This is a genomic window from Kitasatospora sp. NPDC001603 (assembly GCF_040298365.1).
Taxonomy (GTDB): Bacteria; Actinomycetota; Actinomycetes; order Streptomycetales; family Streptomycetaceae; genus Kitasatospora.
In genome coordinates, this window is record NZ_JBEPAA010000100.1 from 1 (window position 1) to 25,902 (window position 25,902).

26 protein-coding genes and 1 tRNA gene are annotated in these 25,902 nt (G+C 73.2%); 13 read left to right on the forward strand and 14 right to left on the reverse strand.

What is annotated here, in order from left to right:
* The first annotated feature begins 54 nt into the window (after positions 1-54).
* A complete protein-coding gene (locus tag ABT263_RS35035) occupies positions 55-972 on the forward strand; it encodes an RNA polymerase sigma-70 factor (protein WP_352297036.1) in 918 nt (305 codons plus the stop codon).
* A 150-nt stretch (positions 973-1,122) separates the two neighbouring features.
* Here ABT263_RS35035 and ABT263_RS35040 read toward each other — a convergent pair whose 3' ends face one another.
* From ABT263_RS35040 to ABT263_RS35060, 5 genes are all read right to left on the reverse strand, one after another.
* On the reverse strand, positions 1,123-1,638 hold the full coding sequence (locus ABT263_RS35040) for a hypothetical protein (RefSeq protein ID WP_352297039.1): 516 nt from the start codon (positions 1,636-1,638) through the stop codon (positions 1,123-1,125).
* Between the two features lie 329 nt (positions 1,639-1,967).
* Positions 1,968-2,444, reverse strand: coding sequence for a hypothetical protein (locus tag ABT263_RS35045; RefSeq protein WP_329491633.1), 477 nt, complete (start codon positions 2,442-2,444; stop codon positions 1,968-1,970).
* Between the two features lie 175 nt (positions 2,445-2,619).
* The gene (locus ABT263_RS35050) at positions 2,620-4,059 is read right to left on the reverse strand and encodes an oxygenase MpaB family protein (RefSeq protein WP_352297098.1); all 1,440 of its coding nucleotides are present in this window, start codon (positions 4,057-4,059) and stop codon (positions 2,620-2,622) included.
* A 146-nt stretch (positions 4,060-4,205) separates the two neighbouring features.
* Entirely contained in the window at positions 4,206-4,919 is a 714-nt protein-coding gene (gene uppS, locus ABT263_RS35055) for a polyprenyl diphosphate synthase (protein ID WP_502885914.1), read from the reverse strand.
* Positions 4,920-5,263: 344 nt separating this feature from the next.
* On the reverse strand, positions 5,264-5,824 hold the full coding sequence (locus tag ABT263_RS35060; protein WP_352297042.1) for a hypothetical protein: 561 nt from the start codon (positions 5,822-5,824) through the stop codon (positions 5,264-5,266).
* A gap of 148 nt (positions 5,825-5,972) precedes the next feature.
* On the opposite strand from ABT263_RS35060, the gene ABT263_RS35065 reads away from it, so the two are divergent.
* A complete protein-coding gene (locus tag ABT263_RS35065; RefSeq protein ID WP_352297045.1) occupies positions 5,973-6,152 on the forward strand; it encodes a hypothetical protein in 180 nt (59 codons plus the stop codon).
* A 26-nt stretch (positions 6,153-6,178) separates the two neighbouring features.
* Here the strand turns inward: ABT263_RS35065 and ABT263_RS35070 are convergent, their stop codons facing one another.
* The 6 genes from ABT263_RS35070 to ABT263_RS35095 form a co-directional block, all read right to left on the reverse strand.
* A complete protein-coding gene (locus tag ABT263_RS35070) occupies positions 6,179-6,433 on the reverse strand; it encodes a hypothetical protein (protein WP_352297048.1) in 255 nt (84 codons plus the stop codon).
* Positions 6,430-7,590, reverse strand: coding sequence for an inorganic phosphate transporter (locus ABT263_RS35075; RefSeq protein WP_352297051.1), 1,161 nt, complete (start codon positions 7,588-7,590; stop codon positions 6,430-6,432). The genes ABT263_RS35070 and ABT263_RS35075 overlap by 4 nt, the downstream gene beginning before the upstream one ends.
* Positions 7,591-7,956: 366 nt before the next feature.
* Positions 7,957-9,144 carry a C40 family peptidase gene (locus ABT263_RS35080; RefSeq protein ID WP_352297053.1) on the reverse strand — a complete coding sequence of 396 codons (1,188 nt, stop codon included), beginning with the start codon at positions 9,142-9,144 and terminating at the stop codon, positions 7,957-7,959.
* Positions 9,145-9,468: 324 nt separating this feature from the next.
* Positions 9,469-9,729, reverse strand: coding sequence for a hypothetical protein (locus ABT263_RS35085; RefSeq protein ID WP_352297056.1), 261 nt, complete (start codon positions 9,727-9,729; stop codon positions 9,469-9,471).
* Positions 9,726-10,037 carry a DUF6247 family protein gene (locus ABT263_RS35090; protein WP_352297059.1) on the reverse strand — a complete coding sequence of 104 codons (312 nt, stop codon included), beginning with the start codon at positions 10,035-10,037 and terminating at the stop codon, positions 9,726-9,728. The genes ABT263_RS35085 and ABT263_RS35090 overlap by 4 nt, the downstream gene beginning before the upstream one ends.
* Positions 10,038-10,361: 324 nt before the next feature.
* The gene (locus ABT263_RS35095; protein WP_352297062.1) at positions 10,362-11,087 is read right to left on the reverse strand and encodes an SDR family NAD(P)-dependent oxidoreductase; all 726 of its coding nucleotides are present in this window, start codon (positions 11,085-11,087) and stop codon (positions 10,362-10,364) included.
* Between the two features lie 105 nt (positions 11,088-11,192).
* Here ABT263_RS35095 and ABT263_RS35100 point away from each other — a divergent pair, with 105 nt between their 5' ends.
* From ABT263_RS35100 to ABT263_RS35140, 9 genes are all read left to right on the forward strand, one after another.
* The gene (locus tag ABT263_RS35100; RefSeq protein ID WP_352297065.1) at positions 11,193-12,032 is read left to right on the forward strand and encodes a LysR family transcriptional regulator; all 840 of its coding nucleotides are present in this window, start codon (positions 11,193-11,195) and stop codon (positions 12,030-12,032) included.
* Positions 12,033-12,665: 633 nt separating this feature from the next.
* Entirely contained in the window at positions 12,666-15,362 is a 2,697-nt protein-coding gene (gene lanL, locus ABT263_RS35105; RefSeq protein ID WP_352297067.1) for a class IV lanthionine synthetase LanL, read from the forward strand.
* Between the two features lie 5 nt (positions 15,363-15,367).
* Positions 15,368-15,487 (forward strand): ALQxL family class IV lanthipeptide, encoded by a 120-nt coding sequence (locus ABT263_RS35110; protein WP_352297070.1) that lies wholly within the window; start codon positions 15,368-15,370, stop codon positions 15,485-15,487.
* A 29-nt stretch (positions 15,488-15,516) separates the two neighbouring features.
* Positions 15,517-15,636 (forward strand): ALQxL family class IV lanthipeptide, encoded by a 120-nt coding sequence (locus tag ABT263_RS35115; RefSeq protein ID WP_352297073.1) that lies wholly within the window; start codon positions 15,517-15,519, stop codon positions 15,634-15,636.
* 347 nt (positions 15,637-15,983) lie between these two features.
* Complete coding sequence (locus tag ABT263_RS35120) at positions 15,984-16,769, forward strand: hypothetical protein (RefSeq protein ID WP_352297075.1); 786 nt, start codon at positions 15,984-15,986, stop codon at positions 16,767-16,769.
* A 684-nt stretch (positions 16,770-17,453) separates the two neighbouring features.
* Positions 17,454-18,407, forward strand: coding sequence for an ABC transporter permease (locus ABT263_RS35125; protein ID WP_352297078.1), 954 nt, complete (start codon positions 17,454-17,456; stop codon positions 18,405-18,407).
* A 48-nt stretch (positions 18,408-18,455) separates the two neighbouring features.
* Positions 18,456-19,541, forward strand: coding sequence for an ABC transporter permease (locus ABT263_RS35130; protein WP_352297081.1), 1,086 nt, complete (start codon positions 18,456-18,458; stop codon positions 19,539-19,541).
* On the forward strand, positions 19,538-21,691 hold the full coding sequence (locus ABT263_RS35135) for an ABC transporter ATP-binding protein (RefSeq protein ID WP_352297084.1): 2,154 nt from the start codon (positions 19,538-19,540) through the stop codon (positions 21,689-21,691). Before ABT263_RS35130 ends, ABT263_RS35135 begins: the two co-directional genes overlap by 4 nt.
* Before the next feature lie 154 nt (positions 21,692-21,845).
* Positions 21,846-23,546 (forward strand): ABC transporter family substrate-binding protein, encoded by a 1,701-nt coding sequence (locus ABT263_RS35140; RefSeq protein ID WP_352297086.1) that lies wholly within the window; start codon positions 21,846-21,848, stop codon positions 23,544-23,546.
* 75 nt (positions 23,547-23,621) lie between these two features.
* Here ABT263_RS35140 and ABT263_RS35145 read toward each other — a convergent pair whose 3' ends face one another.
* The 3 genes from ABT263_RS35145 to ABT263_RS35155 all read right to left on the reverse strand — a co-directional run bounded on the left by ABT263_RS35145 (position 23,622) and on the right by ABT263_RS35155 (position 24,616).
* Entirely contained in the window at positions 23,622-24,083 is a 462-nt protein-coding gene (locus tag ABT263_RS35145; protein ID WP_352297089.1) for a UCP032817 domain-containing protein, read from the reverse strand.
* Positions 24,084-24,111: 28 nt separating this feature from the next.
* Entirely contained in the window at positions 24,112-24,321 is a 210-nt protein-coding gene (locus tag ABT263_RS35150; protein WP_352297091.1) for a hypothetical protein, read from the reverse strand.
* A gap of 215 nt (positions 24,322-24,536) precedes the next feature.
* A tRNA-Tyr gene (locus ABT263_RS35155) sits at positions 24,537-24,616 on the reverse strand.
* Between the two features lie 189 nt (positions 24,617-24,805).
* On the opposite strand from ABT263_RS35155, the gene ABT263_RS35160 reads away from it, so the two are divergent.
* Together ABT263_RS35160 and ABT263_RS35165 are read left to right on the forward strand one after the other, a co-directional pair.
* Positions 24,806-25,147 (forward strand): LuxR C-terminal-related transcriptional regulator, encoded by a 342-nt coding sequence (locus ABT263_RS35160; RefSeq protein WP_352297094.1) that lies wholly within the window; start codon positions 24,806-24,808, stop codon positions 25,145-25,147.
* A 119-nt stretch (positions 25,148-25,266) separates the two neighbouring features.
* Positions 25,267-25,797: an EF-hand domain-containing protein gene (locus tag ABT263_RS35165; protein WP_352297096.1), complete on the forward strand. Its 531-nt coding sequence runs from the start codon at positions 25,267-25,269 to the stop codon at positions 25,795-25,797.
* Positions 25,798-25,902 lie beyond the last annotated feature (105 nt).

Below are 25,902 nucleotides of genomic sequence, written 5' to 3' on the forward strand. Positions count from 1 at the left end.
CTCGGGCGCGTTCTGGCCGCACGGCGGCCGCTACACCAGGATCCGGAGCGCCAAGTGACCCAGCCCCGACAGGACGACGCCGACCAGCTCGTCTTCCAGCAGTACCGCACCCTGCTCTTCTCCGTCGCCTACCGCCTCCTCGGCACCGCCGCCGATGCCGAGGACGTGGTCCAGGACGCCTGGCTCAAGTGGTCGGCGGCCGACCGCTCCCAGGTCGCCGACCCCAAGGCCTACCTGGCCCGGATCGTCTCCAACCTGGCGATGGAGCGGCTCCGTTCGACCCGCCACCAGCGCGAGACCTACGTCGGCCCGTGGCTCCCCGAACCGATCCTCACCCTCCCGGACACCGCCGAGGACATCGCCGCGGCCGACTCGGTCTCGATGGCCCTGCTGGTCGTCCTGGAGACGCTGAGCCCGCTGGAGCGCGCCGTGTTCGTCCTGAAGGAGGTCTTCGCCTTCAGCTACGCGGAGATCGCCGAGGCGGTCGAGCGCTCGGAGCCGGCCGTGCGCCAGGCGGGGCACCGCGCCCGCGAGCACGTCCAGGCCCGCCGGCCCCGCTTCACGGCGGACGCCGCCCGCCGACGCGACGTCACCGAGCGGTTCTTCGCGGCGACGTCGGGCGGCGACATCAACACGCTCATGGAGCTGCTCTCCCCGGACGTGACGCTGTGGACCGACGGCGGCGGCAAGGTCCGCCAGGCCCTCAAGCCGGTCGTCGGCCTGGAGACGGTGGCCCGCTGGTTCGCCGCGCTCGGCAGCGTGACCTACCAGGGCATCGAGCCCGGGCAGATGCGGGCGGAGCTCACCTCGGTCAACGGCGGTCCGGGCCTGGTCTTCCGCGGCCCGGACCGCGTGGTCGCCACGCTGACCTTCGAGTTCGACCCCGAAGGGCGCATCTCGACGATCCACAACGTGGCCAACCCGGACAAGCTCCGCGCCGTCGGCGACGGCACCCGCCACGACCTGCGCTGAGCCGCCGTGGGTCGCCGGCGCTCTCCGGGCCCCGCGTGCCCGGTCTGCGACCCCGCTGTCACGGGGGCGGTACCGGGCGGGTGCGCGAGCGGCCGCCGGGCCGGTGCCCACGTCGTGGACGCCGCCCCTGACGGCCGACGAGGCCGCGGACTACCAGCCGCCGGAGGTGGTGTGGAAGCCGCGGGAGGTGGCGGCCGTGTCGGCGGGGCGGGTCGACGGGAGGTCGGAGCCGGAGGTGCTGATCCGGGCGCCGCCCCGGCCCGGGGCCTCCTGGCGGCCGGCCGACTCGGTACCGGCCCGCCGGGGCGCGGGGGCGGACGCGGGGGCCGCCGGGGGGCGCGGGTCCTCCCGGTCGATCCGCAGGACGAGGCTGCGACCGCCGGGGTAGCCGCTCCGGTCGCGGTCGGTGCACCGGACCACCTGGCTGTGGGTGCCGCCACGCTCCTCCCAGCGGCCCACGACGGCGCGGATGCTGGGCCCCCAGGCGCCGTCGTGCTCGTGCTCGACGGAGAGCTCCCAGTCCGCGGCATCGATCAGCTCGCTGGCACCGACGACGCCCGGCACCACGACGGTGCCGCCGCCCCGGACGGTCGCCACGGCCCGTTGCGGCCGGTCGGCCTGCACGCCGGTCACCGTGATCCGGTGGGCGCCTCGGTACTTCGGCATCTGTCACTCCCGCGGGCTGGTTCGACTGTTCCGTACTCCTCCTCCCTTGAACGGCCGGCGACCGGGCCAGGGTTCGCCGCCGGGCCGATGCCGGGCCGGTTCCCGGCGCGGGGCACGGGTGAGGAGCAGGGGTGAGGAGCAGGGGTGAGGAGCAGGGAGCGGGCCGGGGAGAGGAGGCGCGGCCGGGCGGAAGTGGACTGCGCCGCAGCGGAGTTCCGTCGCCGCCGGTCGCCCCGACCGCGGCGACGCGCGTTCGCCGGGCGCCCACCGCACCGCGGTCCGGCCGGTCGGCGGGGGCAGGCCGGGCCCGCCCCCACCGGAGGCCGGGGTCAGTAGACCAGGATGTCCCAGTGGTTGCCCTCGTTGCAGTAGAGGTTGCCCGACGCGGCCTTCCACTGCGGGTAGCCGTCACCCCGGTAGCCGATGTAGGTGAAGGAGTTCTGGACGTAGGCGTCGATGCAGGAGTTGCGGGAGATGTCGACCTTGTAGCCGTTGTAGTGGCTGTACGTTCCGGAGGCGTGGCCCACCTCGGTGCCGCCCGTGATGTTGATGGCGCAGCCGCTGGACTGCTTCAGGGTGATGATCGTGCTCACCGTGCCGGAGTTGATCTGCTCGAACGACGTGCAGGTGGAGTTGGACCGGGTGGTGCAGCCGCCACTGGAACTCCACGTGATGCCGGCGTTCCTGAACTGACCGGCGGCGGTCGACTGCGAGACCTTGGTGCCACTGGCGCCGGCCGTGGGCGCCGTGACGGCGAGCCCGGCCAGGGCCAGGGCGATGACGGTGGCTGCGGTGCGGGGCTTCATCTGCGTCTCCCGGTGAGGGCGCTGAACCTCGGACCGGGCCAGGATGGCCCCGGCGCCCTCTATGCGAGTAGACCCCGTGCTGTGAATTTCCCGTGACGGCGGCGTGACCGGGTCGCCCCGAGCGCCGCCGCCGTACCCGCCGGTGCACCGTCTCCCCCTCACCGCCCCGGCCGGATCACGCCTGGGCGAGCAGCGGGTCGTAGGCCGTGGAGCGCTGACGGCCCGCCATGAAGGCGAGGAAGTCCTTGATGAACGCGGCCCGCGTGTACGTCCCGTTCGAGTCGAGCAGTTCGCGGTGGAAGCCGGTGCGGAAGAGCGCGCGGTACTCGTCCGCGTCGATGCTCTGGTTGCCGTCGGCATCGGTCACGTCGAACAGCACCTCGGCGACCCGGATCAGGGCGGGGCCGGCGAGGGAGGGGACCGCCTCCGCGTACTCCTGCCGGCTGACCCGGCCGTCGCCGTCCGTGTCGAGCGTCGACTGGAGCTCACGCCACCAGGCGGCATAGGCGTCGTAGAGCCTGGTCTCCTCCGGCTCGTCCAGGTCGAGGCGGCCGGACAGCTCCCGTGCCATGGCCGCCAGGTCGGGCCAGTCCAGGTAGCCGTTCCCGGTCTGGTCCAGCACGGTGTCGAAGAACTCCTCCGCGCCGCGCCGCCCGGCACCCGCCCGTGCCGACCGCCCCGACGGCCTCCCGGCGCCGGGGCGCTCGGGCTCGTCCGGGAGCGGGGTGACCAGTCGCAGCAGGGCACCGAACCGCTTCATCCCGTCGCCCACGGCGGCCAGCGCCCTGGCCCGGGGGTCGTCGCTGTCGGGTGACAGCGAGATCAGGTCGAGGAGGTTGTCGGCGGTGAGCCAGCCGTCCGGCAACAGGCGCGCCGAACCGAGGGCCAGGTAGGCGGCCTGGCTCAGGGCCTGGGCGCCGGGGACCTCGGTCAGTCCGGCCCGCCTGCGGAACGTCTCCGGCAGGGAGGCCACCGTAACCACCCCGATCGCCGGCCCGGCGAGGGCCCGGCCGGCCGCCCAGAGCGTCGGCACGCCCTCCAGCAGGGGAGGCGCCGGAAGGTGGTCGAAGAGGTGGTACAGGATGGTGCGCAGCGCCTCGGTGTTCTCCAGCTCCTCCTCGACCACCCGGTCGTAGTACGGCCAGAAGTCCCGCAGTGAGGCGGGGAGTTGGCCGGAGGAGTCGCCCAGCAGCGTCTGGAAGGCCAGGAACTGCGCGTACAGCTCCTCCATCGCGGCCTGGTCGAGCGGCCGCCCGCTCCAGCGGAACATGGTGACGGCGCTCTCGAACATCGTGGCGACCACCCACGCGCGGGCCGCCGGGTCCATCGCGTCGTAGGGCCGGTTCGCCGCGTCGGTGCCGCTCATCCGCGCGTGCATCCGGTTGAGCCGGGCCACCTCCCGGTCCCGGGCCGCCTCGTCCGCACCGGTCACGCGCTGCAGGCTGCGCAGGGTGTTGGTCATCCGGCGCCAGGGGTGGGTGAGGAAGGTCGAGCTGTCGACCAGGGCCGCACCGATCTGCGGGTAGGCGGCTTCCAGCACCGTCGCCCGGATCATGGCCGCGGCCCAGCACGGGTCGTCGAAGAGGCGGTGGAACCGCGTGCCCGGGCCGAACAGCGGTCCGGGCCGCGCGGCGGACCCGGCTTCGGGAGTCGCTCCAGCTCCGGCGGTCGACTCGGGTGTGGGGGTGGCTCCGGGGGTGGGGGTGGCTCCGCCTCCGGGGGCGGGGTGCTCGCCGTCGGGGTGGTCGTCGGTCGTCCGGGTCACGATCCGGCCTCTCCATTCGTGTCGGCCGCCACCCCGCCGAAGCGGCGGTCGCGTCGCTGATAGGTGTTCAGGCACTCCAGGAAGTGCGTCGCCCGGAAGTCGGGCCAGAGCACCGGCGGGAAGATCCACTCGGCGTAGGCGACCTGCCAGAGCATGAAGTTCGAGATGCGCTGCTCCCCGGAGGTCCGGATGACCAGGTCCACGTCGGGGGTGTCGGGGAACGGCAGGTGGGCCGCGAAGCCCTCCTCGTCGAGGGTCTCGGCCGCCGCACCGCTGCGGATCAGCGAGCGCGCGGCCTCGACGATGTCCCGGCGCCCGCCGTGGTCGAACGCCACGGTCAGGGTCATGCCCCGGTTGCGGCTGGTCAGCGTCGTCAGGTCCGCGAAGTCGCGGGCCAGTGCGGCCGGGATCCGAGGATCCGCGCCGCCGAGGAAGCGGCAGCGGATCCCGCGCGCGTGCAACAGCGGAGCGTGCTTGCGCACGACCCGGCGCACCAGGTGCAGGAGGTAGTCGACCTCCTCGCCGGGGCGGCTCCAGTTCTCGGTGGAGAACGCGTACAGGCTGAGCCACCGGACGCCGGACGCCCGGGCCGCCTCGATGACGTCGATCACCGTCGCCTCGGCCGCGCGGTGACCGGAGGTGCGGGGCAGATCGCGCCGCGCCGCCCAGCGGCCGTTCCCGTCCATCACACAGGCGACATGACGTGGCACCGGGGCCGAGCGCTCCCCTGCGGCCGGCCGGGGCACGGCCGCTCCCCCGGGCGGCGCGAGACCTCCGAAGACCTGCTCCACCACCACTGCCGCCCCTCCGCTCGCCACCGGCCCGCGATCTCCGCGAGGCCGTCATGAGCGTGCCGGGGCCCGGGCCGCACTGTCCGGCGATCGGGCGATCTTCACCCGATCCGGTGACGGCGGGGCCTCCCGCCACCGCCCGCGGTACCGGAGGCCGAAGGGCGGCCCGGGTGCTCAGAGGTCCAGACCGGCCTCGAGCTGCCGGGTGCACGGCCCGTCCCGGCCTCTCCGACGACCGGGCTCGTCCGAACCGGCGGGCTCTCTCAGGATTCCGGGGCGGGGCCCTCGGGGGTGGCGGCGAAGGCGGCCAGTGCGGTGAAGTCCTCGGGGCCCAGGCCGGTGCGGGGGTTGACGTGGTGCAGCAGGGTCCGCCGCCCGAGCCGAGTGGCCAGGACGTGGGTGTGATCGGCCTCGGTCTGCTCGTCGTCGACCCAGGCGAAGGCCCGGCCGGCGGCGTGGGCGACGAGAGGGACGGACTTCCAGTGGACACCGTCCGGGCGCTCCCGCATCAGGGCCGCACCGAAGTCGACGAACGGCAGGGCCGGGAGGCCGAGGACGGGGCCGATCCACCGGTTCGCGTCGCCCATCCAGGCGGTGGCCCAGCGCAGCTCGAACCCGAGGGACAGCAGGGCAGCGCCGTGGGCCGGGTTGAGCCACACCGTCGCCGGTCGCTCGTACGACCGCGGGCCTCCCGCTGCGGAGGAACGGCGGGCCTCGGGTGGCAGGTGGACGGTGACGTAGCCCTCGGGGCACGTGCCGGATGGCGTCGCGTACGGGTTCAGGGGACCGTCGACGTCCAGGAACAGCAGTGGTCGTCGGCTCACGGTGCCCCCCGGCGCGGTCGGTTCGCTCACCGGAGCCTATCCCGACCGGTGGGACGCCGCCCGGTCCACCACCGCCCGTTCCGTGCCGGTCGGACCCGTCGATGCGCCCGCACCGGGCCTGTCAGTGTCCCGGAGTAGGTTGCGACGCATGAGCCCAGTGAACTCCGAGGCCGCCCGTCAGCCGACCGGCACCCGTCCCCGTTGTCCCTCCGTCGGCCCGGGGCGCGGCGCCGACGGGCACCGGCGCGACACCCGTGCCACCGTCGAGGTCCTTCCGCTGTGGGCCGCCCCCTGGTCCCTCACCGCGCGGGCCCCGGCGGCGGGGTGACGCTCCCTCGCCCGCGGCGCGGCCGTTCAGCTGTGGTTGACGATGACGAAGATGCCCCAGGCGATCGCGGCGAGCACGGTGGCGAAGCAGAGTACGGCCACGGCCCAGCCGACCGGTCCGACGGCGGCCGGGGGGCCGGTCACGGCAGACCGCCCGGCGGGGCGGGCCGACGGGTTGAGGGCGCGCAGGCCGAGGGCGAACAGGGCCGGCAGGCCGGCTCCGGCGACGAGGCCCACCACGACGATCCCCCACAGTGCGTCGAGGTTGATCCAGGAGTTCACGAGGCCACCTCGCTGGCGTCCGGGGCCGGGACCAGCGAACCGGTCCAGGCCTCGTTGACGTTCTCCGGCGTCACCGCCGCGGCCGGCCGGCGGGAGGCCGCGAAGAAGGCGATCGAGGCCAGGACCAGCACGATGAAGATCACTACGACGCCGATGGTCCCGCCGATCCCGTGGGCGGCCCAGTAGGTCGCGGCGCCGACCGTCGCGGAGGCCGGCAGGGTGAGCAGCCAGGCCACCGCCATGCGGCGGGCGGTGTTCCAGCGCACCACGGCACCCTTGCGGCCGACCCCGGCGCCCAGGATCGACCCGGTGGCCACGTGGGTGGTGGACAGCGAGTAGCCGAAGTCGGTGGAGGAGAGGATCACCGCCGCCGAGGCCGACTCGGCGGCCATGCCCTGCGGCGACTCGATCTCGATGAGTCCCTTGCCCAGCATCCGGATGACCCGCCAGCCGCCGAGGTAGGTGCCCAGGGCGATCGCCATCGCGCAGGAGGTGATCACCCAGGTCGGGGAGGTGGCGCCGGCCTGGAGGGTGCCGTTGGCGATCAGGGCCAGGGTGATGACGCCCATGGTCTTCTGCGCGTCGTTGGTGCCGTGGGCGAGCGAGACCATCGAGGCCGAACCGATCTGGCCGATCCGGAAGCCGTGGTCGCGCGGGCCGTGGGAGACGTCGCGGGTGAGCCGGTAGACGAGGTGGGTGCCGACCACCGCGACCGTCCCGGCGATGAACGGCGACAGGGTGGCGGGCACGATCACCTTGGAGACCAGCCCCTGCCACTTGACGGCCGAGACCCCGGCCGCCGCCATCGTCGCCCCGACCACGCCGCCGATGAGCGCGTGCGAGGAACTGGAGGGGATGCCGAGGTACCAGGTGGTCAGGTTCCACAGGATGCTGCCGGCCAGTCCCGCGAAGACCACCACCAGGGTCACGTCGGCGCTGTCGACCAGACCGCTCGCGATGGTCGCCGCGACGGCGGTCGACAGGAACGCGCCGACCAGGTTCAGCGCCGCCGAGAGGACGACCGCCACGCGTGGACGTAGGGCGCCGGTGACGATCGAGGTCGCCATGGCGTTGCCGGTGTCGTGGAATCCGTTGGTGAAGTCGAAACCCAGCGCGGTGGTGACCACCAGGGCCAGGACCGCGTCGTTGCCCGTCACGGAGCCGAACCTAGCTTCCGGCCCGGGCGGACCGGCCGTGGACGAACCCGGCGCGCCGGGGTTTCGACCGGACGGGGCCCGGCGGCACGCCGTCGCCGGACCCCCGGGCGCAACGCACGGCCGGGCCGGCGTCGTCCCCTCGGGTGATCACCACACGGGGCTGTCGGTTGCTGCGGGACGGGCCCGTTCCTCCGGCGGTCCTGCCCGTCGGTGCGGACACGGCTTCGCCGTGGCCCCGCTGCCCTCCCCGAGGAGCGCGCCGACGGCCACCCGCCGGGGCAGCGTCTCGCTACGGCGTTGCCCGCGGGCGGCCGGCCCGTGGCGCCAGGGGCGGTACCGAGGCCCGGCCGTCCCGGCCGGCGCGGCTCAGGCCGGGCGCACCGCGCCCATGTACGGCATCACGCTGATCGGGAGGACCTCGACGTTCTTCCCCTTGCGCGGAGCGTGGATCATCTTGCCGTCGCCGATGTAGAGGCCCACGTGGTGGATGTCGTCGTAGAAGAAGACGAGGTCACCGGGCTGGAGGTCGCCCCGGGCGACGTGCGGGCCGGACTTCCACTGGTCCTGGGATATCCGGGGGAGCTTGACGCCGGCCGCGCGGTAGGCGGCGCCGGTGAGGCCGGAGCAGTCGAAGGAGTTCGGTCCTGTGGAGCTCCACTCGTAGGGCTTGCCGAGCTGGGCGGTGGCGAACCTGACGACGTCGGCGGCCCGGCCGCCCGCGCTCGCCGGAGCGGGTCCGGCGGCGGCTCCGGCAGGGGCTTCGGCGGGGGTTCCGGCAGGGGCTCCGGCGGGGGCGGCTCCCGCCGGGGTGGCTCCGGCGGCCGGGCGCGTCGCGGGTGCCGTGGCGGCGCCCTGCGCGGGCCGCTCGGCAGCGCGCGCGGCGCGGTCGGCGGCAGCGGCCTGCTGGGCGGCGGCCTTGGCCTTCTCGGCGCTCTCCTGGGCGTTGATCCTGGCCCGGTCCTCGGCGCTGAGCTTGTTGAGCAGGGCCTCGGCCTCGGCGAGCTTGGCCTGGATCTGCTTCTTCTCCTCGCCCAGCGACGCTCCCGCGGCGTCGAGTCGGGCGAGCATCGCGGTGGCCTCGGCGCGGTCCTGGTCGAGCTTGCGCTGCGCGTCGCGGGCCTGCTTCAGCAACGCGGCCTGGCTGTCGGCGACCTGGTTCTGCACGGCCGCGCGCTCCAGGTAGCCGGCCGGGTCGGAGTCGAGCATCAGCTGGACGCCCGGGCCGATGCCGTTGCTGCGGTACTGCTCACCGGCCACCGCACCGAGCGAGGTGCGCAGTTCGTTGAGCGAGTCCTGGCCGCGGGCGACCTTGTCCTGGATGCGGTTGGCGTCGGCCTGGAGCGACTGCCGCTTCTCCTGGAACCCGTTGTAACGCTCGATGGCCTGCTCGGCCTCCCCGTTGAGCCTGTCCACCTGCTCCTTGACGGAGGCGAGGGCGGGCGCCGGCTCGGCGTGCGCCGTCCCGGCGGCGAGCACCGCGCCGCCGGCCACGGCCGTGGTGAGGACAGCGAGACGGGCCCGGCTCGGACGGCTGGGTTTGCGGTGATTTCCCATGGCGGCGGGCTCCTTCGGGGAACGGAACGTCGAGAACGGTGCTCCACGGCCGTTCCCTCTACACCACGGGGAACGAGGGGTTGCGCCACTTCGGTTCGACGGATGCCGTCGTTCTGGTCCGTCGGCCTGGGCTGCCCGACCGTCCACGGAGCCACGGCCGGCCACCGTCCGGAGGACCGGAGCGTCGCCGACCGTCGTCCAGAGCGACCGTCGGGCGCGGCCCGTTCGGGCCGCCGTCGCCGTGAGGGTCGACCGCCGCCGTGAGGGTCAACCCCCGCCGTGAAGGTCAACCCCCGCCGTGAAGGTCGGCCGGCTCCGCGGAGGTCAGCCGAGCCAGACGATGTCGATGACGTGCAGGCGCCCGGCCAGGCGGTTCACCAGGTAGACGAGGCTGAGCTGGCCGACGGAGGCGCAGCGGACGTCTTCGCCTTCGAGGTCGGTGGCGTCCCACTGCGGCCACCCCCAGGGGGTGCGGGAGGCGATGTCGAGCAGGTCGCGGACCGTCCGCTGGGCGTGTGGGGGGAGGTCGACGAAGGTCTTGACCGCCTGCGGGGACAGTCGGGCCGGCCAGACGCGGTCGCTCACCGGTCCGTCCCGGTGAGTTCGGCGAGGTCGATCCCGTCCTCGTCGTCCGGGCCGGTGGCGACGAACGCGTCGACCACCGGTGCGCTGTCCAGACGGACCCGCCAGGTCCGGACCACGTGGTGCAGCGGGGAGAGGTCGTAGGTCTGACGCGAGTCGTCGAGCGCCTTGGCCCAGTCCCGTTCGAACGCCGGCAGCCACCTGGCTGCCCGCTCGGGCGGCTCGGCGTGGATACGGGCGAGCAGTCGGGCGGCGGCACGCGGCGCCGGAGCCGCCGGCGCGGCGGGAAGGTGGTCGGGCTGGGCGCTCAAAGGGTCCTCCACTTCGCTGCCGGTCACGGTACGGCAATCGGTGCGGCCGGCGGCGGGACCTCAGCCGGATCTCCCCCGACGTTGGCCGATTCGAGTGCGCCGACCGCCGACGATCGGGCCGGCCGCACCGGTGGGTCGGCGGCCATCGGGCAGGCGCTCGCGCACGTCGGGGAGGGCTGCGGGCAGGGCTCGGTCAGACCCCGCTGCCGTTCGGCGAGTTGGCTGCCCGTCACATCCGACAGGCCTTCGGTTCTGCCCCGGAGCGGGGGCAGAACCCGGCGGACCGATCACCGCGCCACCCAGGCCCTGGGGCCGGAGCGCCTGTTACCAGGGCACTGTTCCGCCGTCGTCGAAGAATCCGCCGGTCGGTCCGTCGTCGGGCAGGGTCGCGAGGTGGATCGCGATCGCCGCGCCCTGCTGGGGCGTGCGGACGCCCCGGAAGCCGTTGAGGTCGGTGGCGGTGAAGCCGGGACAGCCCGAGTTGATCAGGATGCCGGTGTCGCTCAGTTCCCTGGCGTACTGGACGGTGACGGCGTTGAGGAAGGTCTTGGACGCCAGGTACGCGGCGGGGACCGGGCCCATGTCGATGCCGGGTGTGGTCTGCAGGGTGAGCGAGCCGACGCTGCTGGACATGTTCACGATCCGCGGCGATGCCGAGCGGCGCAGCATGGGCAGCATCGCGTTGGTGACGCGGATGACCCCGATCACGTTGGTCTCCACGACGACGCGCACGGTCGCGGGATCGACCGTGCTGGGCGTCTGCGGCATGACGCCGGTGATCGCCGCGTTGTTGACCAGGACGTCGAGCCCTCCGGCACGGTCGGCGATCAGCTCGGCCGCGGCGGCCACGCTCGCGTCGTCCGCCACGTCGAGCGGAACGCCGAACGCGTCGGCCCCGGCTGCGCGCAGCTTCTCCACCGCGGTGTCGCGGCGCTGTCGGTCCCGCGCGCCCACGCCGATCCGCCAGCCGAGGGCGCCCAGGCCCGCCGCGATCTCGAATCCGATTCCCTTGTTCGCACCGGTCACCAGCGCGATCGTCTGTTCTCTCATGCCGTCAAGCGTGGTGCGGACCCGGGTGGGACGTCCAAGACCGACTGGGTGGGCGGCGATACCCCACGGATATCGCTCGTGGTGAGCCCCGGATACGATGCCGCGGTGGAGACGCGGGAGCTACGGTACTTCGTCGCCGTCGCCGAGGAGTTGCACTTCGGGCGGGCGGCGCAGCGGCTCGCCATGGCGCAGCCACCGCTGTCGCGGGCGATCCAGCAGCTGGAGCGGCGGCTCGGAGTGGTCCTGCTGCACCGCACCGCCCGCGCGGTCGCCTTGACCGAGGCCGGGTCGGTACTCCTGCGGGAGGCCCGGACCGCTCTCGACGCGGTCGAGGCCGCCGAGCGCCGCACCCGCCGCGCAGCTGCCGACCTGCCCGGTGTGGTGCTGGCCACGAAAGCCGGCGCGTCCAGTGAACTGTTGTCGAAGCTGCTGGCCGCCTACGCCGCCGAGCCCGGCGCGGTGGCCGTCGAGGTGGTGCTGTGCGGGCCCGGCGAGCAGGAAGGGCTGCTGCGCGACGGGCGTGCCGACGTCGCCCTGCTCCAGCGGCCCTTCGACACGACGGCCGGGCTGGACACCGAGGTCCTGCACAGCGAACAGCAGGTCGTGGTCCTTCCCGCGGGGCACCCGTTGGCCGGCCGCCCCCACCTGTCGATGGCCGAGGTCACCACCCTGACGGACCTGCCCCTGCCACGCTGGCCCCGACGGGGCGGGGGCTATCGGGACGGACCCGGCCCGCAGGTGCGCGACCACACCCAGCTGTTCCAGCTGATCGCGCTCGGACGGGCCTGCGCGGTCGTGCCCGAGTCCCTCCGCGCCCACCTGCGCGACGATCACGCGACGGTGCCGGTGCCGGACGCACCGGCGGTCACGACCGTCATCGCCTGGCCACCGCACAGCAGATCCAGAGCCGTCGCCGACCTCGTCCGCACCGCGACACGCCTCTAGCCGACGCGCGCGGGTGGCCGGAGGATCGGTGCCCCCGCGGTGCCGAGGACGGCTCCGCCACCCCCGCGGGTCGGGGGACTCCTCTCCCGGAGCTACCGGGCTCCCGCCCCGCGCGGACGGGCCGCACGGGCGGTTCGTCGCGCGGGGCGGGCGCCGGGAGCGTCGACAGGCCCGACGGCGCACCGCGCCGGGCCGGGCATCTCCCGGCCCGTCCGGGCTCCCCGTCCGGCGTCTCGGCCGCCCCCGGGTACGGCTCAACGCCCGATCGGGCCGGGGCAGGACCGGAACCGGCCCCCCGGTACGGGAACAACCCACTCCTCGCCTCGCCGGCCGACAGTTTCCGAACCTGCGCGCGATTCCCGCTCCGCCCCGGGAACGGGCACGTCAACCCGTCCCCGCCCGCCGGCCGTGGCGGCCGACGGAGCCGTTACGGCACCACGCGCCCCGGCGGACCCACCGGACCCGGCCCGGGGCCGGGACCGTTCGGCGAGCCGTCGACCGGCCCCATGGGGGTTCACGGCCGGAAGATACGTGGTCGTCCCCCATGAACCGGATGTCCCCGCGCCGCCAGGATCGGCGATGCGCCCGGAGGCCGACCGGCTCCGGCAGGGCTCCACGGACGAAGGAAGAACGATGGCAGAGGGGCAGACGGCGGGTCAGGGCTCGGCGGATCCGTACGCCACGTTCTACCCCGACCTGATCGGGGCGGTGCTGCGCCGTCAGGGCGCGCGGGGCTGGACCGTCACTCCCGGGGACTTCTGGTGCCACGTCCGGCCGGACGACGCCGGCCCCGGCCGCCGGCAGGGCTGGAAGCTGCACGTGTCCGCCACCCCGCTCTCCGCCCCGACGGTGCTGACCCGGGCCGCCGAAGTGCTCGTCGCCGCCCGGGCCCCGTTCAAGTGCGCCGGTACACCCGGCCGGCTGACGGAACTCGTCTCCGCCCGCTACGACCGGGGCGGCGGCGGGAAGTTCATCACCGTCTACCCGGACGACGACGACCACTTCCGCCGGCTCGCCGAGGAACTGCACCGGGCCACCGCGCACCTGCCGGGGCCGGGCATCCTCTCCGACCGCCGGTACCGGCCGGACAGCCCGGTCCACTACCGCTACGGGGCCTTCCGTGGCTCCCCCCGGCTCACCAACGACGGTTCGGTCGAACCCATGCTGCAGGCGCCGGACGGGACCTTCGTCCGCGACCGGCGCACGGCCGGGTTCACCCCGCCCGCCTGGGCCGCCTCGCCGCTCCCGCTCCCCGACACTCCCCCGGCCGCCCCCGGGACGAGCGTGCTGCTGAACAACCGCTACGTCGTGCACAAGGCGATCCGGCACGCCTACAAGGGCGGCGTCTTCCTCGCCACCGACCGGCGGACCGGCCGGGAGGTCGTCGTCAAGGAGGCCCGCCGGCACGTCGGGGCCGTCCTCGAAGGCACCGACGCCGGCGACCTGCTCGACCACGAGGCCGCCATGCACGCCCTGCTCGCACCGCTCGGCCGATGTCCGCGGGTCGTGGAGGTCTTCGGCCAGGGCGGCAACCGGTACCTCGTGGAGGAGCTCGTCGCCGGGCGCACCCTGCGCGCCTGGGTGTCCGAGCGGCTGCGCCCCGACCGGGCCCCGGTGCTCGACCTGGCCGGGCAGCTGCTGGACGTCGTCGCGGCCGTCCACGAACTCGGCCTGGTCCTGCGGGACTTCAATCCCAACAACCTGATGGTCACCCCGGACGGCGAGGTCCGCCTGATCGACCTGGAGTCCCTCGCCCGCCCCGGGGACCACGTCCTGCGCCTGCACACCCCGGGCTTCGGCGCGCCCGAGGTCGTCGACGGCGCACCGAGCGGACCCGCCCCCGCGCCGGAGTCCGACCTCTACAGCCTCGGCGCCGTGCTGTTCCACCTGCTGACCGGTACCGACCCGGCGCTCGCCCCGGACCGCGGGGCGGCCCGCGGCCGGGACGAACGGACCGCCGCCCTGCTCGCCACCGCGCTCGCCGACCGCCCGGACCTCACCGACCTCCGCCCGCTCGTCCTCGGGCTCATGGCCGAGGACCGGAACGACCGGTGGAGCCTGGCGAAGGCCCGTGCGGCGCTCGCCGCGCCGCCCGCCGCCACCGCGGCCGCCCCGGGGAGCGGCGCCGTCCTGGACGACCGGACCGCGCGACGGCTGCTCGCCGACGGGCTGACCCATCTGATGGACACCATGACCCCGCAGGACCCGGTACGGCTCTGGCCCGCCGGCCCCTCCGGCGAGGGGACCGACCCGCTGAACGTGCAGCACGGTGCGGCCGGCGTCCTGTCCGTCCTCACCGCGGCCGCCGCCCACCGCGCCGACCCGCGGCTGCGGGCCACCGTCGCCGAGGCGGCGCAGTGGATCGCCGCCCGGGCCGGGACCGGCGGACAGCTGCTGCCCGGACTGCACTTCGGCCGCTCCGGCACCGCCTGGGCACTGCTGGACGCGGGCCGGCTGCTCGGCGACGACGGGCTCGCCGCACACGCCGCCCAGCTGGCCCGCGCCGTCCCGCTGCGGTGGCCCAACCCCGACGTCTGCCACGGCGTGGCCGGCGCCGGCCTGACCCAGCTCCACTTCTGGCGGACCACCGGCGACGAGGAGTTCCGCCGACGCGCGGTGACCGCCGCCGAACACCTGCTGACGACCGCCGCGCAGGGCCGCTCCGGTGTGGTGTGGCCCGTCCCGGCCGACTTCGACTCCGAACTCGCGGGCATCACCCACCTCGGCTTCGCCCACGGCGTCGCCGGCGTCGCCACCTTCCTGCTCCTCGCCGGACTCGCCGCCGAACGGGAGGACTTCGTCCACGCCGCCCGGGTCGCCGCCGAGACGCTGCTCGCCACCGCACGGGTCCGCGACGGCGCCGCCGCCTGGCCGGTCGAGGACCGCGGCGCCGACGCCCCCGCCCACGCGCCCCACTGGTGCAGCGGCGCCTCCGGCATCGGCACCTTCCTGATCCGGCTCTGGCAGGCCACCGGGGACCCGCGCTACCGCGAGACGGCCGAACAGGCCGCGGCCGAGGTGTACCGCTGGCGGTGGCAGAGCTCACCGGCCGCCTGCCACGGCCTCGCGGGCAACGCCGAGTTCCTCCTCGACCTCGCCGACGCCCTCGACGAGCCCCTCCACCGGCGCCGCGCCGAGGAACTCCTCGCCTGCGCCCACGCACGCCACGTCGTCCACGACGGGCTGCTCCTGATCCCCGACGACACCCTGACCAGGGTGGGCGTCGGTTACAACACCGGACTCGGCGGGCCCCTCGGCCTGCTGGTACGGCTCCACCACGGCGGACCGCGCCTCTGGCTCCCCGCCCCCGACCCGGCCGAAGGGAGGTGACCACCATGACCGAGGACGTCAACGCCCTGCAGCTGCTGGACAGCGAGGAGCAGGCCACCACCGGCTACATCTGTTTCCCGTTCAGCATCTTCCAGTGCGGCAACTGGAGCATCAACGACATGTGACAACTCCCCCTCCACAGAAGGAGAACACCATGACCGAGGACGTCAACGCCCTGCAGCTGCTCGACAGCGAGGAGCAGACCGGCAGCGGCTACATCTGTTTCCCGTTCAGCATCTTCCAGTGCGGCAACTGGAGCATGGGCGACAACTGAGCCTGACCACGGGGTGAAGCAGCACGACACCCCCGGCGACACCCCACCCCCGGTGCGGGTGACCGAGCCCCCTCGGTCACCCGCACCGGCCCCGTTCCGGGCCCCGCACCTCCGGCGCACACCCACCCGCACGGCGCTGCCTCCGGGGCTCCTCCACGAGATCGGGTGCGAGGCCGGTGCGGTGGGGGCGGACATCGGTACCCTGCCGTCATGTCCCGCCATGACGTCCGCCGCCGCGCCCGTGGAGCCGTCACGGACTGTGCCGGGCCCCGGCCGCGCGGCGAGGTCAGCGGGAAGCCGAGTCCCGCGCCGCCGCGGCTGACCGCGCGACGTACGTCCTGACGGGGGTGTTCCAGATGCTGCGCCGCTGGTGGTTCCTCGACCTGCTCCGGTCCGAGGAGCGGCGGTCCCGGCCGCCCGGCCGCCGGGAGTCGAAAGAGGCCGGCGAGGTCGTCCTGCGCGAGTGGCAGGTGCTGCGCGACCGGCTGTCCGCCATCGCCGCCGAGCGGGTCGCCGCGGCCGGGGACCTCTTCCGGGCGGCCGAGCTGAGCCCGCCGCCCGAGGAGACCGTGACGCGCCGCGACTACCTGTGGGCGCTGGAGGCGTACGACGCCGCCGGGCGGCTGCTCGACGAGGCGCTCGCCCGGCCGGACGAGACCGACCTGCCCGATCTGACCGCCGTCGTGGTCCTCGTCGACCAGGCGGTCGAGCGGCTGGCCGCCGCGCACACCGCCCACGCGGGCGGGCGGCGCCGGCCGCCGGTGGTCCGCTGCTTCTACAACCCGCTGCACGGCCCGGCCGTCCCGCCCGCTCAGGGCGGCAAGGGCGGGAAGGGCGGGAAGGCGTCGCGCAAGGCCCGGCACCGGCCGACCGTCGGCGCCCGGGAGGCCGCCGCGGACCGGCGCCCGGCCTGCGCGTCCTGCCGCAACGCCATCCTGGCCGGGCAGAGCCCGGACGTGCTGCCCGCACTGCTGCCGGCACCGGCCCGGCGCCGGGGCACCGGTCCGGTGCTGGTGCCGTACTACACGATCCCGCAGCAGTGGTCGCCGTGGTCGGCCACCGGCTGCGGGGCGTACGACGAGGGGACGCCCGCGCTGGTCCTGCGCGGCGGCCACCGGCGGCCCCGCACCTGAACAGCGCGCACCAGAGCCACCGCGCACCAATGCACCGCGTACCGATGCACCGCGCACCGATGCACCGCGCGCCAGAGCGCGCCGCGCCGGGGCACCCGTCCCGGTCGACCGAAAATGATCGCGCCCGACGCGCACACGCCAACTAAGGTCGACGGGAGACCACCGTGCCGCAACCGTCCCGCCGCTCCCGCGACACCGTCCCGTGGGGCCGGAGTGACAGCTGGGAGGCGGTGAAATGACTGCTCGATCAGGCAGCTCACGGCGTCCGTTTGTTGGCGAATCCTCGCCACTGGCGGGACATGCACGAACATAACCGGACAAACACTTCGACCGGTGGAACCATGCGTTCCGGGAGCCCCTGAGCCTGCAAAACCCCTCGTGGCCTGCGACTAGGACCGAGGAAGCCATGGTCAAAGAGGGCTACCACCCAAAGGACTGAACCCTTCTTTACCTAACCTTTGACAAAGCGTCAGTCGACAGCCCTCCGCCCGGTCAGCAAGATGTGCAACCGAGCCGCCTGACAGTGGCGGCCGACCTTTCCGACCATCCGTCCGACATCAAAGACGCTCCACGGCAGTCCGCGCACGGTCCTCCGTCCTCACGGACCCCGGAGTCCTGTTCCGTCGGTGGGCGCGGGTCCGCACGAGGGAGAGAACCGCCTTGGGCCGCTACATGCTCCGCAAGTTGGCCAACTATTTGATACTCGTCATACTTGCGGCTTCTCTCTCGTACTTCGTCGCGGGGCTCAGCCTGCACCCGCAGGCGAACTACGAGGGCCGCAACCCCCCGTTGGCCAAGGCGACCATCAGCAAGACGCTCGACGACGTCAACATGAACCCCGACACCCCGATCGTCAGCCGCTTCGGCACCTGGGCGAACGGTGTGATCCACGGGGACCTGGGCAAGTCGATCGACGGCTCGCCGGTCAACAGCGAGGTGGGCCGCCGGATCGGCGTCTCCACCCGGCTGCTGCTGCTCGCGACCCTGGTCGGCTCGGTCGGCGGCGTCGCGCTCGGCACCATCGGCGCGATCAAGCAGTACAAGTTCTTCGACCGGTTCACGACCCTGGCCTCGTTCTTCGTCCTCGCGATGCCCGTCTTCGTGCTCGGCCTCTTCCTGAAGCTGCTGACGATCAAGTTCCTGGGCGCCGGCACCATCCACTTCACCGGTGAGACGGACGCCGAGTTCGCCGGCCGCTGGGACTTCGCCGCCCTGGGCAACCGGGCCGAGCACATGCTGCTCCCCGGCCTGACGCTGATCCTCATCCAGATCGCCCTGTACAGCCGCTACCAGCGCAGCACCATGCTCGACGTCCTCGGCAGCGACTTCCTGCGCACCGCCCGGGCCAAGGGCCTGCGCCGGCGCACCGCCCTGGTCAAGCACGGCCTGCGCACGGCGATCCTCCCGGTGGTGCCGCTGCTGGTGTTCAACATCGTGCTGCTGTTCGTCGGTGCGACCTTCACCGAGAAGACCTTCGGCTGGCACGGCATGGGCGAGTTGCTGATCAACTCCATCACCCGCAACGACGTCAACACCACGTCGGCGGTGGCCCTGTTCACCGCCGGCCTGGTGCTGATCGCCGGTCTGCTGTCCGACCTGCTCTACGCGGCGCTCGATCCCCGGGTCCGGGTGCGCTGACGCACCCCGCCCCGCCGAGCACCCCAACACCCGTAGAGGAGAGAGAACATGAGCGCCGACCAACCCGCCCCCTCGAACACCTCCGCCGCCGGCGGCGAGGCGGTCTCCGCCCTGGCCGCCGCCACGGCCGGTGTCCCGCAGACCCCGGCCGCCAGCGCCCCGAAGTCCCCCGCCGCCGCCCGCAAGCGGACCGGCCGGGGCCGGCTCACCGCCCGCCGCTTCGCCCGCAACAGGCTCGCCCTCGTCGGCCTGGGCATCCTGGTCGTGCTGTTCGTGGCCGCGTACGCCGGGCCGTCGTTCAGCAAGTACGACTACCGCTTCCACGACTACCTGGCCTTCAACGCGCCGCCCGGCGGGAACCACTGGTGGGGGACCAACCAGGGCGGCCAGGACCTCTTCGCGCTGACCATGCGCGGACTGCAGAAGTCGCTGGTGATCGGCCTGCTGGTGGGCGGCATCAGCACCGTGGTCGCGGGCTTCGTCGGCGCCTTCGCCGGCTACTACGGCCGCTGGATCGACAAGGGCCTGACCTGGTTCGTCGACCTGCTGCTGGTCCTGCCGAGCTTCCTGATCATCGCCGTGCTGTCGCCGATCTTCCGCAACTCCAGCTGGCTGATCTTCGTGGTCCTGCTCGCGGCGTTCAGCTGGATGATCACCGCACGGGTGGTCCGCAGCATGACGCTGACGCTGAAGGACCGGGAGTTCGTGAAGGCCGCCAAGTACATGGGCGTCCCCGGCCCGGTCATCATCATCCGGCACATCCTGCCGAACATGGCCTCGTTGCTGATCATCGACACGGTGATCCAGGTCGGTGCCGCGGTCATCGGCGAGAGCGGCCTGTCGTTCTTCGGCTTCGGCGTGCAGGCACCGGACGTCTCGCTCGGCACGATCATCGCCGACAACACCACCAACGCGCCGACCTTCCAGTGGCTGTTCTACTTCCCGGCCACCTGCCTGGTGCTGATCGGCATCGCGGTCGCGTTCGTCGGCGACGGTCTGCGCGACGCCTTCGACCCGACCTCCGGCGGGGCGAAGTCGAAGGGGCGCCGCCGCAGGGCCCTCGCCGAGCGCAACGCCGCCCGCCGGGGCGCCACGCTCCCCGGCGGCACCCGGGACGTCGTGAGTTCGTCATGACGGACGCGCTCCAGCCCCCGCAGCCCGACACCAGCACCCCCGGTACCAAGGAAGGACTCCGACCGGTGACCGACACCCGGCTGGACAAGCCGCAGCCCGTACTCGAAGTGACGGACCTTCAGGTCTCCTTCCCCAGCGAGGCCGGCGAGGTCCGCGCCGTCCGCGGCGTCTCCTACGCCGTCCGCCCGGGCGAGGTGCTCGGCATCGTGGGCGAGTCCGGCTCCGGCAAGTCCGTCTCCTCGATGGCCGTGCTCGGGCTGCTGCCCGAAGCCGCGGAGGTCTCCGGTTCGGTCCGGCTCGGCGGCCGTGAGCTGCTCGGCCTGTCCGACAACGAGCTCTCGAAGATCCGCGGCAAGGACATCGGCATGGTCTTCCAGGACCCGCTGTCCGCGCTCACCCCGGTCTACTCGGTCGGCACCCAGATCGTCGAGGCGCTGCGGATCCACCAGGACATGACCAAGGAGCAGGCCCGCACCCGGGCCGTCGAACTCCTGGACGTGGTGGGCATTCCGGACCCGAAGCGCCGGGTGGACAACTTCCCGCACGAGTTCTCCGGCGGCATGCGCCAGCGCGCGATGATCGCCATGGCGATCGCCAACGACCCCAAGGTGATCATCGCCGACGAGCCCACCACCGCCCTCGACGTGACCATCCAGGCACAGGTCCTGGAGGTCCTGAAGAAGGCCCAGGACGTCACCGGCGCGGCGATCGTGATGATCACCCACGACCTCGGCGTGATCGCCGGCTTCGCCGACCGCGTCCAGGTGATGTACGCGGGCCGGGCCGTCGAGTCCGGCGGTGTCGACGAGGTGTACTACCGCCCGCGGATGCCGTACACCATCGGCCTGCTGGGCTCGATCCCCCGGCTGGACAACACCGGGCGCCGGGCCCTGACCCCGATCGAGGGCACCCCGCCGTCGATGGTCGAGCTGCCCGAGGGCTGCCCGTTCGCGGCCCGCTGCCCGATCGCCGTCGAGCGCTGCCGCGAGGTGGAGCCGGCGCTGTCGGTCAAGGAGGGCAACACCCACCCGACCGCCTGCCACCGCAGCCACGAACTGGCCGGCGCGCTGGACCCCGCCACCATCTACCCCGTGCCCGAACTCCCGGCCGCCGTCACGCTGGAGAGCGTGCCGCGCGAGCAGCGCCCCAAGGTGCTGGAGATCGACGGGCTGACCAAGCACTTCCAGCTCACCCAGGGCGCCGTGATCAAGCGCAAGGTGGGCGTGGTCAAGGCGGTGGACGGCATCACGCTGGACATCCGCGAGGGCGAGACGCTCGGCCTGGTCGGCGAGTCCGGCTGCGGCAAGACCACCACCCTGCTGGAGATCCTGGACCTGCCCAGCGGCCAGGCCGGCACCGTCACCGTGTTCGGCAAGGACGTCCGCGGCCTCGGCCGGGCCGACCGCAAGGCGCTGCGCCGGGACATGCAGATCGTGTTCCAGGACCCGATGGCGGCCCTGGACGCCCGGATGCCGATCGGTGACATCCTGGCCGAGCCGCTGCGCACGCACCGCTGGGACAAGGAGCGGATCGCCGCCCGCGTCCCCGAGCTGCTGGAGATGGTCGGCCTCAACCCCGACCACGCCGACCGCTACCCGCAGGAGTTCTCCGGCGGCCAGCGCCAGCGCATCTCGATCGCCCGCGCGCTCGCCCTGGAGCCCCGCCTCGTCATCCTGGACGAGCCGGTCTCCGCCCTCGACGTCTCGATCCAGGCGGGCGTGCTCAACCTGCTGGACGAGCTCAAGGTGAAGCTCGGTCTGAGCTACCTGTTCGTCGCCCACGACCTCTCGGTGGTCCGGCACATCGCCGACCGGATCGCCGTGATGTACCTGGGCCGGATCGTCGAGCTGGGCGACTCCCGGTCCATCTTCGACGCGCCCTCCCACCCGTACACGCAGGCGCTGCTCTCCGCCGTCCCGCTCCCGGACCCGCGCCGGGAACGCGAGCGGACCCGGATCCTGCTCAGCGGCGACCTGCCCAGCCCGGCCAACGTGCCGACCGGGTGCCGGTTCCGCAACCGCTGCCCGAAGCACCCGGCGCTGAGCGAGGCCGAGCAGCAGCGCTGCCGCGACGAGGACCCCGGCAACAGCAGGCTCTCCGACGACCACGTCGCCGCCTGCCACTTCGCCGCCGCCCTCGAAGTGATCTGACCCCACGATCCGACCCCCACGAAAGGGGGCCGGGCCCGGCGGAACAACCCGGTCCGGCCCCACCCGCAAGTCCGCAGTGCCAACCCTCCAGCACCTTCCGCTCCGGCGGCCCGCTGGGTCCATCCACCCTTCCGCACACTCCCTGGGGAATCCCTTGAAGCACACCCGGATCCCGGTCGCGCTGGTCGCCACCGTCGCCACCGCCTCGCTCTGCCTCAGCGCCTGCTCCAGCAGCTCCTCCGGAGGGGACGCCGCTCCCGCCAAGTCCGAGGCCCCGAAGATGACCCAGCGGGCCATGAACGAGAAGGACCGTGCCGACCTGAAGCAGGGCGGCACGCTCAACTGGGCGATCGACCAGCTCTCCAGCCAGTGGAGCCCGCTGGAGGCGGACGGCAACGAGGTCTCCACGACCGACGTCATGAAGGCGCTCATGCCGACCTTCTGGCACTCGGACGCCGGTGGCACCCAGACCCCGAACAAGGACTACCTGCTCGACGCCAAGTCCGAGACCAAGGACGGCAAGCAGGTCGTCACCTGGACCCTCAACCCGAAGGCCAAGTGGAACGACGGCACGCCGATCACTTGGCAGGACCTGGAAGCCAACTGGAAGGCCCAGAACGGCACCAACCCGGAGTTCAAGGCCACCTCGACGACCGGCTTCGACCAGGTCGAGAGCGTCGTCAAGGGTGCCGACGACTACCAGGCGATCATGACCTTCAAGTCGCCGTTCTCCGAGTGGCAGGCGCTGTTCAACAACGCCGCCAACGCGCCGCTGTTCCCGGCCAAGTACGTCGCCACCCCGGACGTCTTCAACACCGCGTACGTCGACAAGATCCCGACCTCGGCGGGCCCGTTCAAGCTCGACAAGATCGACCAGACCGCCAAGACCGTCACCGTCGTCGCCGACCCCGCCTGGTGGGGCCAGAAGCCGCTGCTCGACAAGATCGTCTACAAGGCCATGGACACCAACACCATGCCGCAGGCGTTCCAGAACGGCGAGATCGACTTCTACGACAACGGCCCGGACGCGTCCGGCTTCAAGCAGATCCAGTCCACCGCCGGCGGCGAGGTCCGCGAGGCCGGCGGCCCGAACTTCCGCCACTTCATGCTCAACGGCAAGAGCCCGATGCTGACCGACCCCAAGGTCCGCCAGGCGCTCTTCAAGGCCATCGACCGCGAGACCATCGCCAAGTCGGACCTCACCGGCCTGGGCTGGCCGGCCGCCGCGATGAACAACCACTTCCTGGTGCCGAACCAGAACGGCTACAAGGACAACTCGGACGGCCTGAGCAAGTTCGACCCCGAGGCCGCCAAGAAGATGCTCGACGAGGCGGGCTGGAAGATGGACGGCGACGTCCGCAAGAAGGACGGCAAGGAGCTCAACCTCAAGTTCGTCATCCCGGCCGGCGTCACCATCGCCACCAACGAGGGCTCGATGCTCACCCAGATGCTGCAGCAGGTCGGCGTCAAGGTGAACATCTTCACCGCCCCGTCGAACGAGTTCTTCGACAAGTACATCTACAAGTACGACTTCGACATGACGGCGTTCTCGCTGATCGGCACGCCGTTCCCGGCCAGCTCCGCGACCGCGAACTTCAAGACCGACGGCGGCGCCAACTACAGCCAGGTCGGCAGCCCCGAGCTGGACCAGGCGATGGCCGACGCCGCCGCCGCCCAGACCCCCGAGACCGAGTTCGCGGCCATCAACAAGGCCGACGCCGAGGCCTGGAAGGTCGCCGCCCTGGTCACCCTGTACCAGCGCCCCGCCATCTTCGGTGTGAAGAAGTCGGTCGCCAACCTCGGTGCCCCGGGCCTCTCGGACTACCTGTACGAGAACATCGGCTTCACCAAGTAACACGATCCCGGGGCGGGTCGGCCGGAATCCCGGCCGACCCGCCCCGAACCATGCCGGCTGCGGGCACCGTCGCCACTACGGCCGGGTGCCCGCACCCCACGGTTCGGGCACGCCCACCCGCACGTCGAGGTCCCACAGGACGCACTCCTCACCGGGCCGGGCCACGAACGACCAGGCCACGGCGGTGCGGCGCAGCTGTTCCGCCATCGATCCGGCGCGCCGCGCGCTGCCGGCGAGTTCTCCGCCCTGCGGGTGGTGGTGGAGGAACCGCCCGTAGGCCGTCCGGCAGAAGGCCGCGTAGCGCTCGGTGCAGAGGATCAGCCCGTGCCACGCCTCGTCCACGGCGAACGACGGCATGCCGATGACCTGCCGGTCCAGCATCGCCGCCCCGCAGCAGCGCAGCCACTGGCGCAGCCCGGTCTCGACCAGCTCGCGCGGCTCGAACGGGCACGTCCGGTAGACGGCGGGGGGCAGTTCGAGCGCGTCGACGGCCGCCTGCACGCGGTCGACGCGACGGGAGTACGTTCGTGAGAGCACGCCTGCTCCGTTCCCGGCGGCCGGGCGCTCAGCTGCCGCCGCAGCCGCCGCCGCAACCACCTCCGCCACAGCCTCCCCCGCCGCAACCGCCGCCGCCGCTGCTGCTGCCGCTGCTGCCGCCGGAGTCGCCGCCGCGGTAACGGGACTTCCTCTTCCGGTCCCCGCCGTCCGTCAGCGAGCCGGCGATGAGGCCGAACAGGACGAGTCCGGCCAGAATGACGATACCGATGATGATCATCTATCCACTCCCCCAGTTGGCGCCGGACGAGGTGCCTGACGACCTGCGGCGCGCGGATTCCGCCCCGCTCGCACGGGTCGCGCGGAATGCGGATCCGGCCGCGCCAGGACGGCCCCCGTCTGCGGCGATACTTCATTATGCTCGGAGGGTCTGACACTGAAACGGCGTCAGATCACCGGTGCGGCAAGCCAGCTGCCGTGGGGAGCCGGCGTGGGTGGGCGAGGACGGAGTCGAACCGTCACAGCCGAAGCGGGGGTGTTACAGACCCCTGGGCTCTCCCGTGCCCAGCTCGCCCTCGGCGGAGGCGCCGCGCCGAAAAGGGCCGCCTCGGGGACCGTCCCCCGAGGCGGCCCGGCCGGCGGCCGACGGGCGCACTACGAGGACGTCCCCCGGATCCGGGAGTACCGGAAGCGCTGACACGGGGAGCGGGTGAAGGCGTTCACGATCCCGCTCCTTCCTGGTGGTTCGGCGCGAGGCGCCCGCTGTGACGCCCGCCCGGCGGACGGGGCGACCGACTGACGACGACCCCGCCCGGCCGGAGTCGGACACCCTGCAGAGCGGCCAACCCGGGATCGTCGCCGCGCTGGTCGACCTGTTCGAAGGGCTCTGGACCCGCGCCACCGACCTCGACCACCTCGACCTCACCACCGTCGAGGCCCAGGTCCTGCGCACCCTGAGCGAGCACAGCAAGGACGAGAACGCGGCCCGCGAGCTGAACATCTCCCTGCGCAAGTACCGCACCCACGTCGCCGGCCTGATGACCCGCCTCGGCGCCACCACCCGCTTCCAGGCCGCCCTGCGCGCCAAGGAGCGCGGCTGGCTGTGAACCCGGGGCGAGCCCGGAGCCGGGCCCGGGGCGGGCGTCGACGCGCCTGCGCCGCCAGGGCGGTCCCCCTGGATAGCGTGACCGGCGAGAACCACGGACAGCCACCAGGAGGACACGCAATGTCAGATCCGGCGAAGCGCCGCATCTTCTCCATGCTGGACACGGACGGCGACGGCGTCATCTCGCGGGCGGAGTACGTCGCCCGGGTCGACCGGGCGGCCGCGGCCGTGGGGCGCGACGCCCGGGACCCGCTCGTCGTCGCGGCCCGGACCGCCCACGAGGAGGTCTGGCGCCAGATGGACGCCGACCACGATTCCCGCGTCACCTTCGAGGAGTACCGCTCCTGGGCGGGACACGACGCGTTCGAGGCGACCTGCCGGCCCGCCCTCGGCTCGCTGTTCGACCTCGCCGACGCCGACGCCGACGGCCGCCTCACCCGCGAGGAGTTCAGCCGGCTGCGCACCGCGACCGGGAACGCGGAGGGCGACATCGACGCGGCCTTCGACGCCCTCGACCCCGACGGCGGCGGCACCGTCGACCGCGACACCTACCTGGCGGCCATCCGGGACTTCCTCACCACCGGCACCTCCTCGATGGCGAGCGTGTACGGCGACGGCCGACCCGCGCCGGCGCCGGTCCCGTCCCCCTGAACCACCGGCCCCGGGGCCGGTGGTCCGGCCGGAACGAGGCGAACCGGCGGGGGGCCCCCCCCCACGCCGCCACAGGCGGGGCCGGGGGGGCGGGGGGGGGGGAGA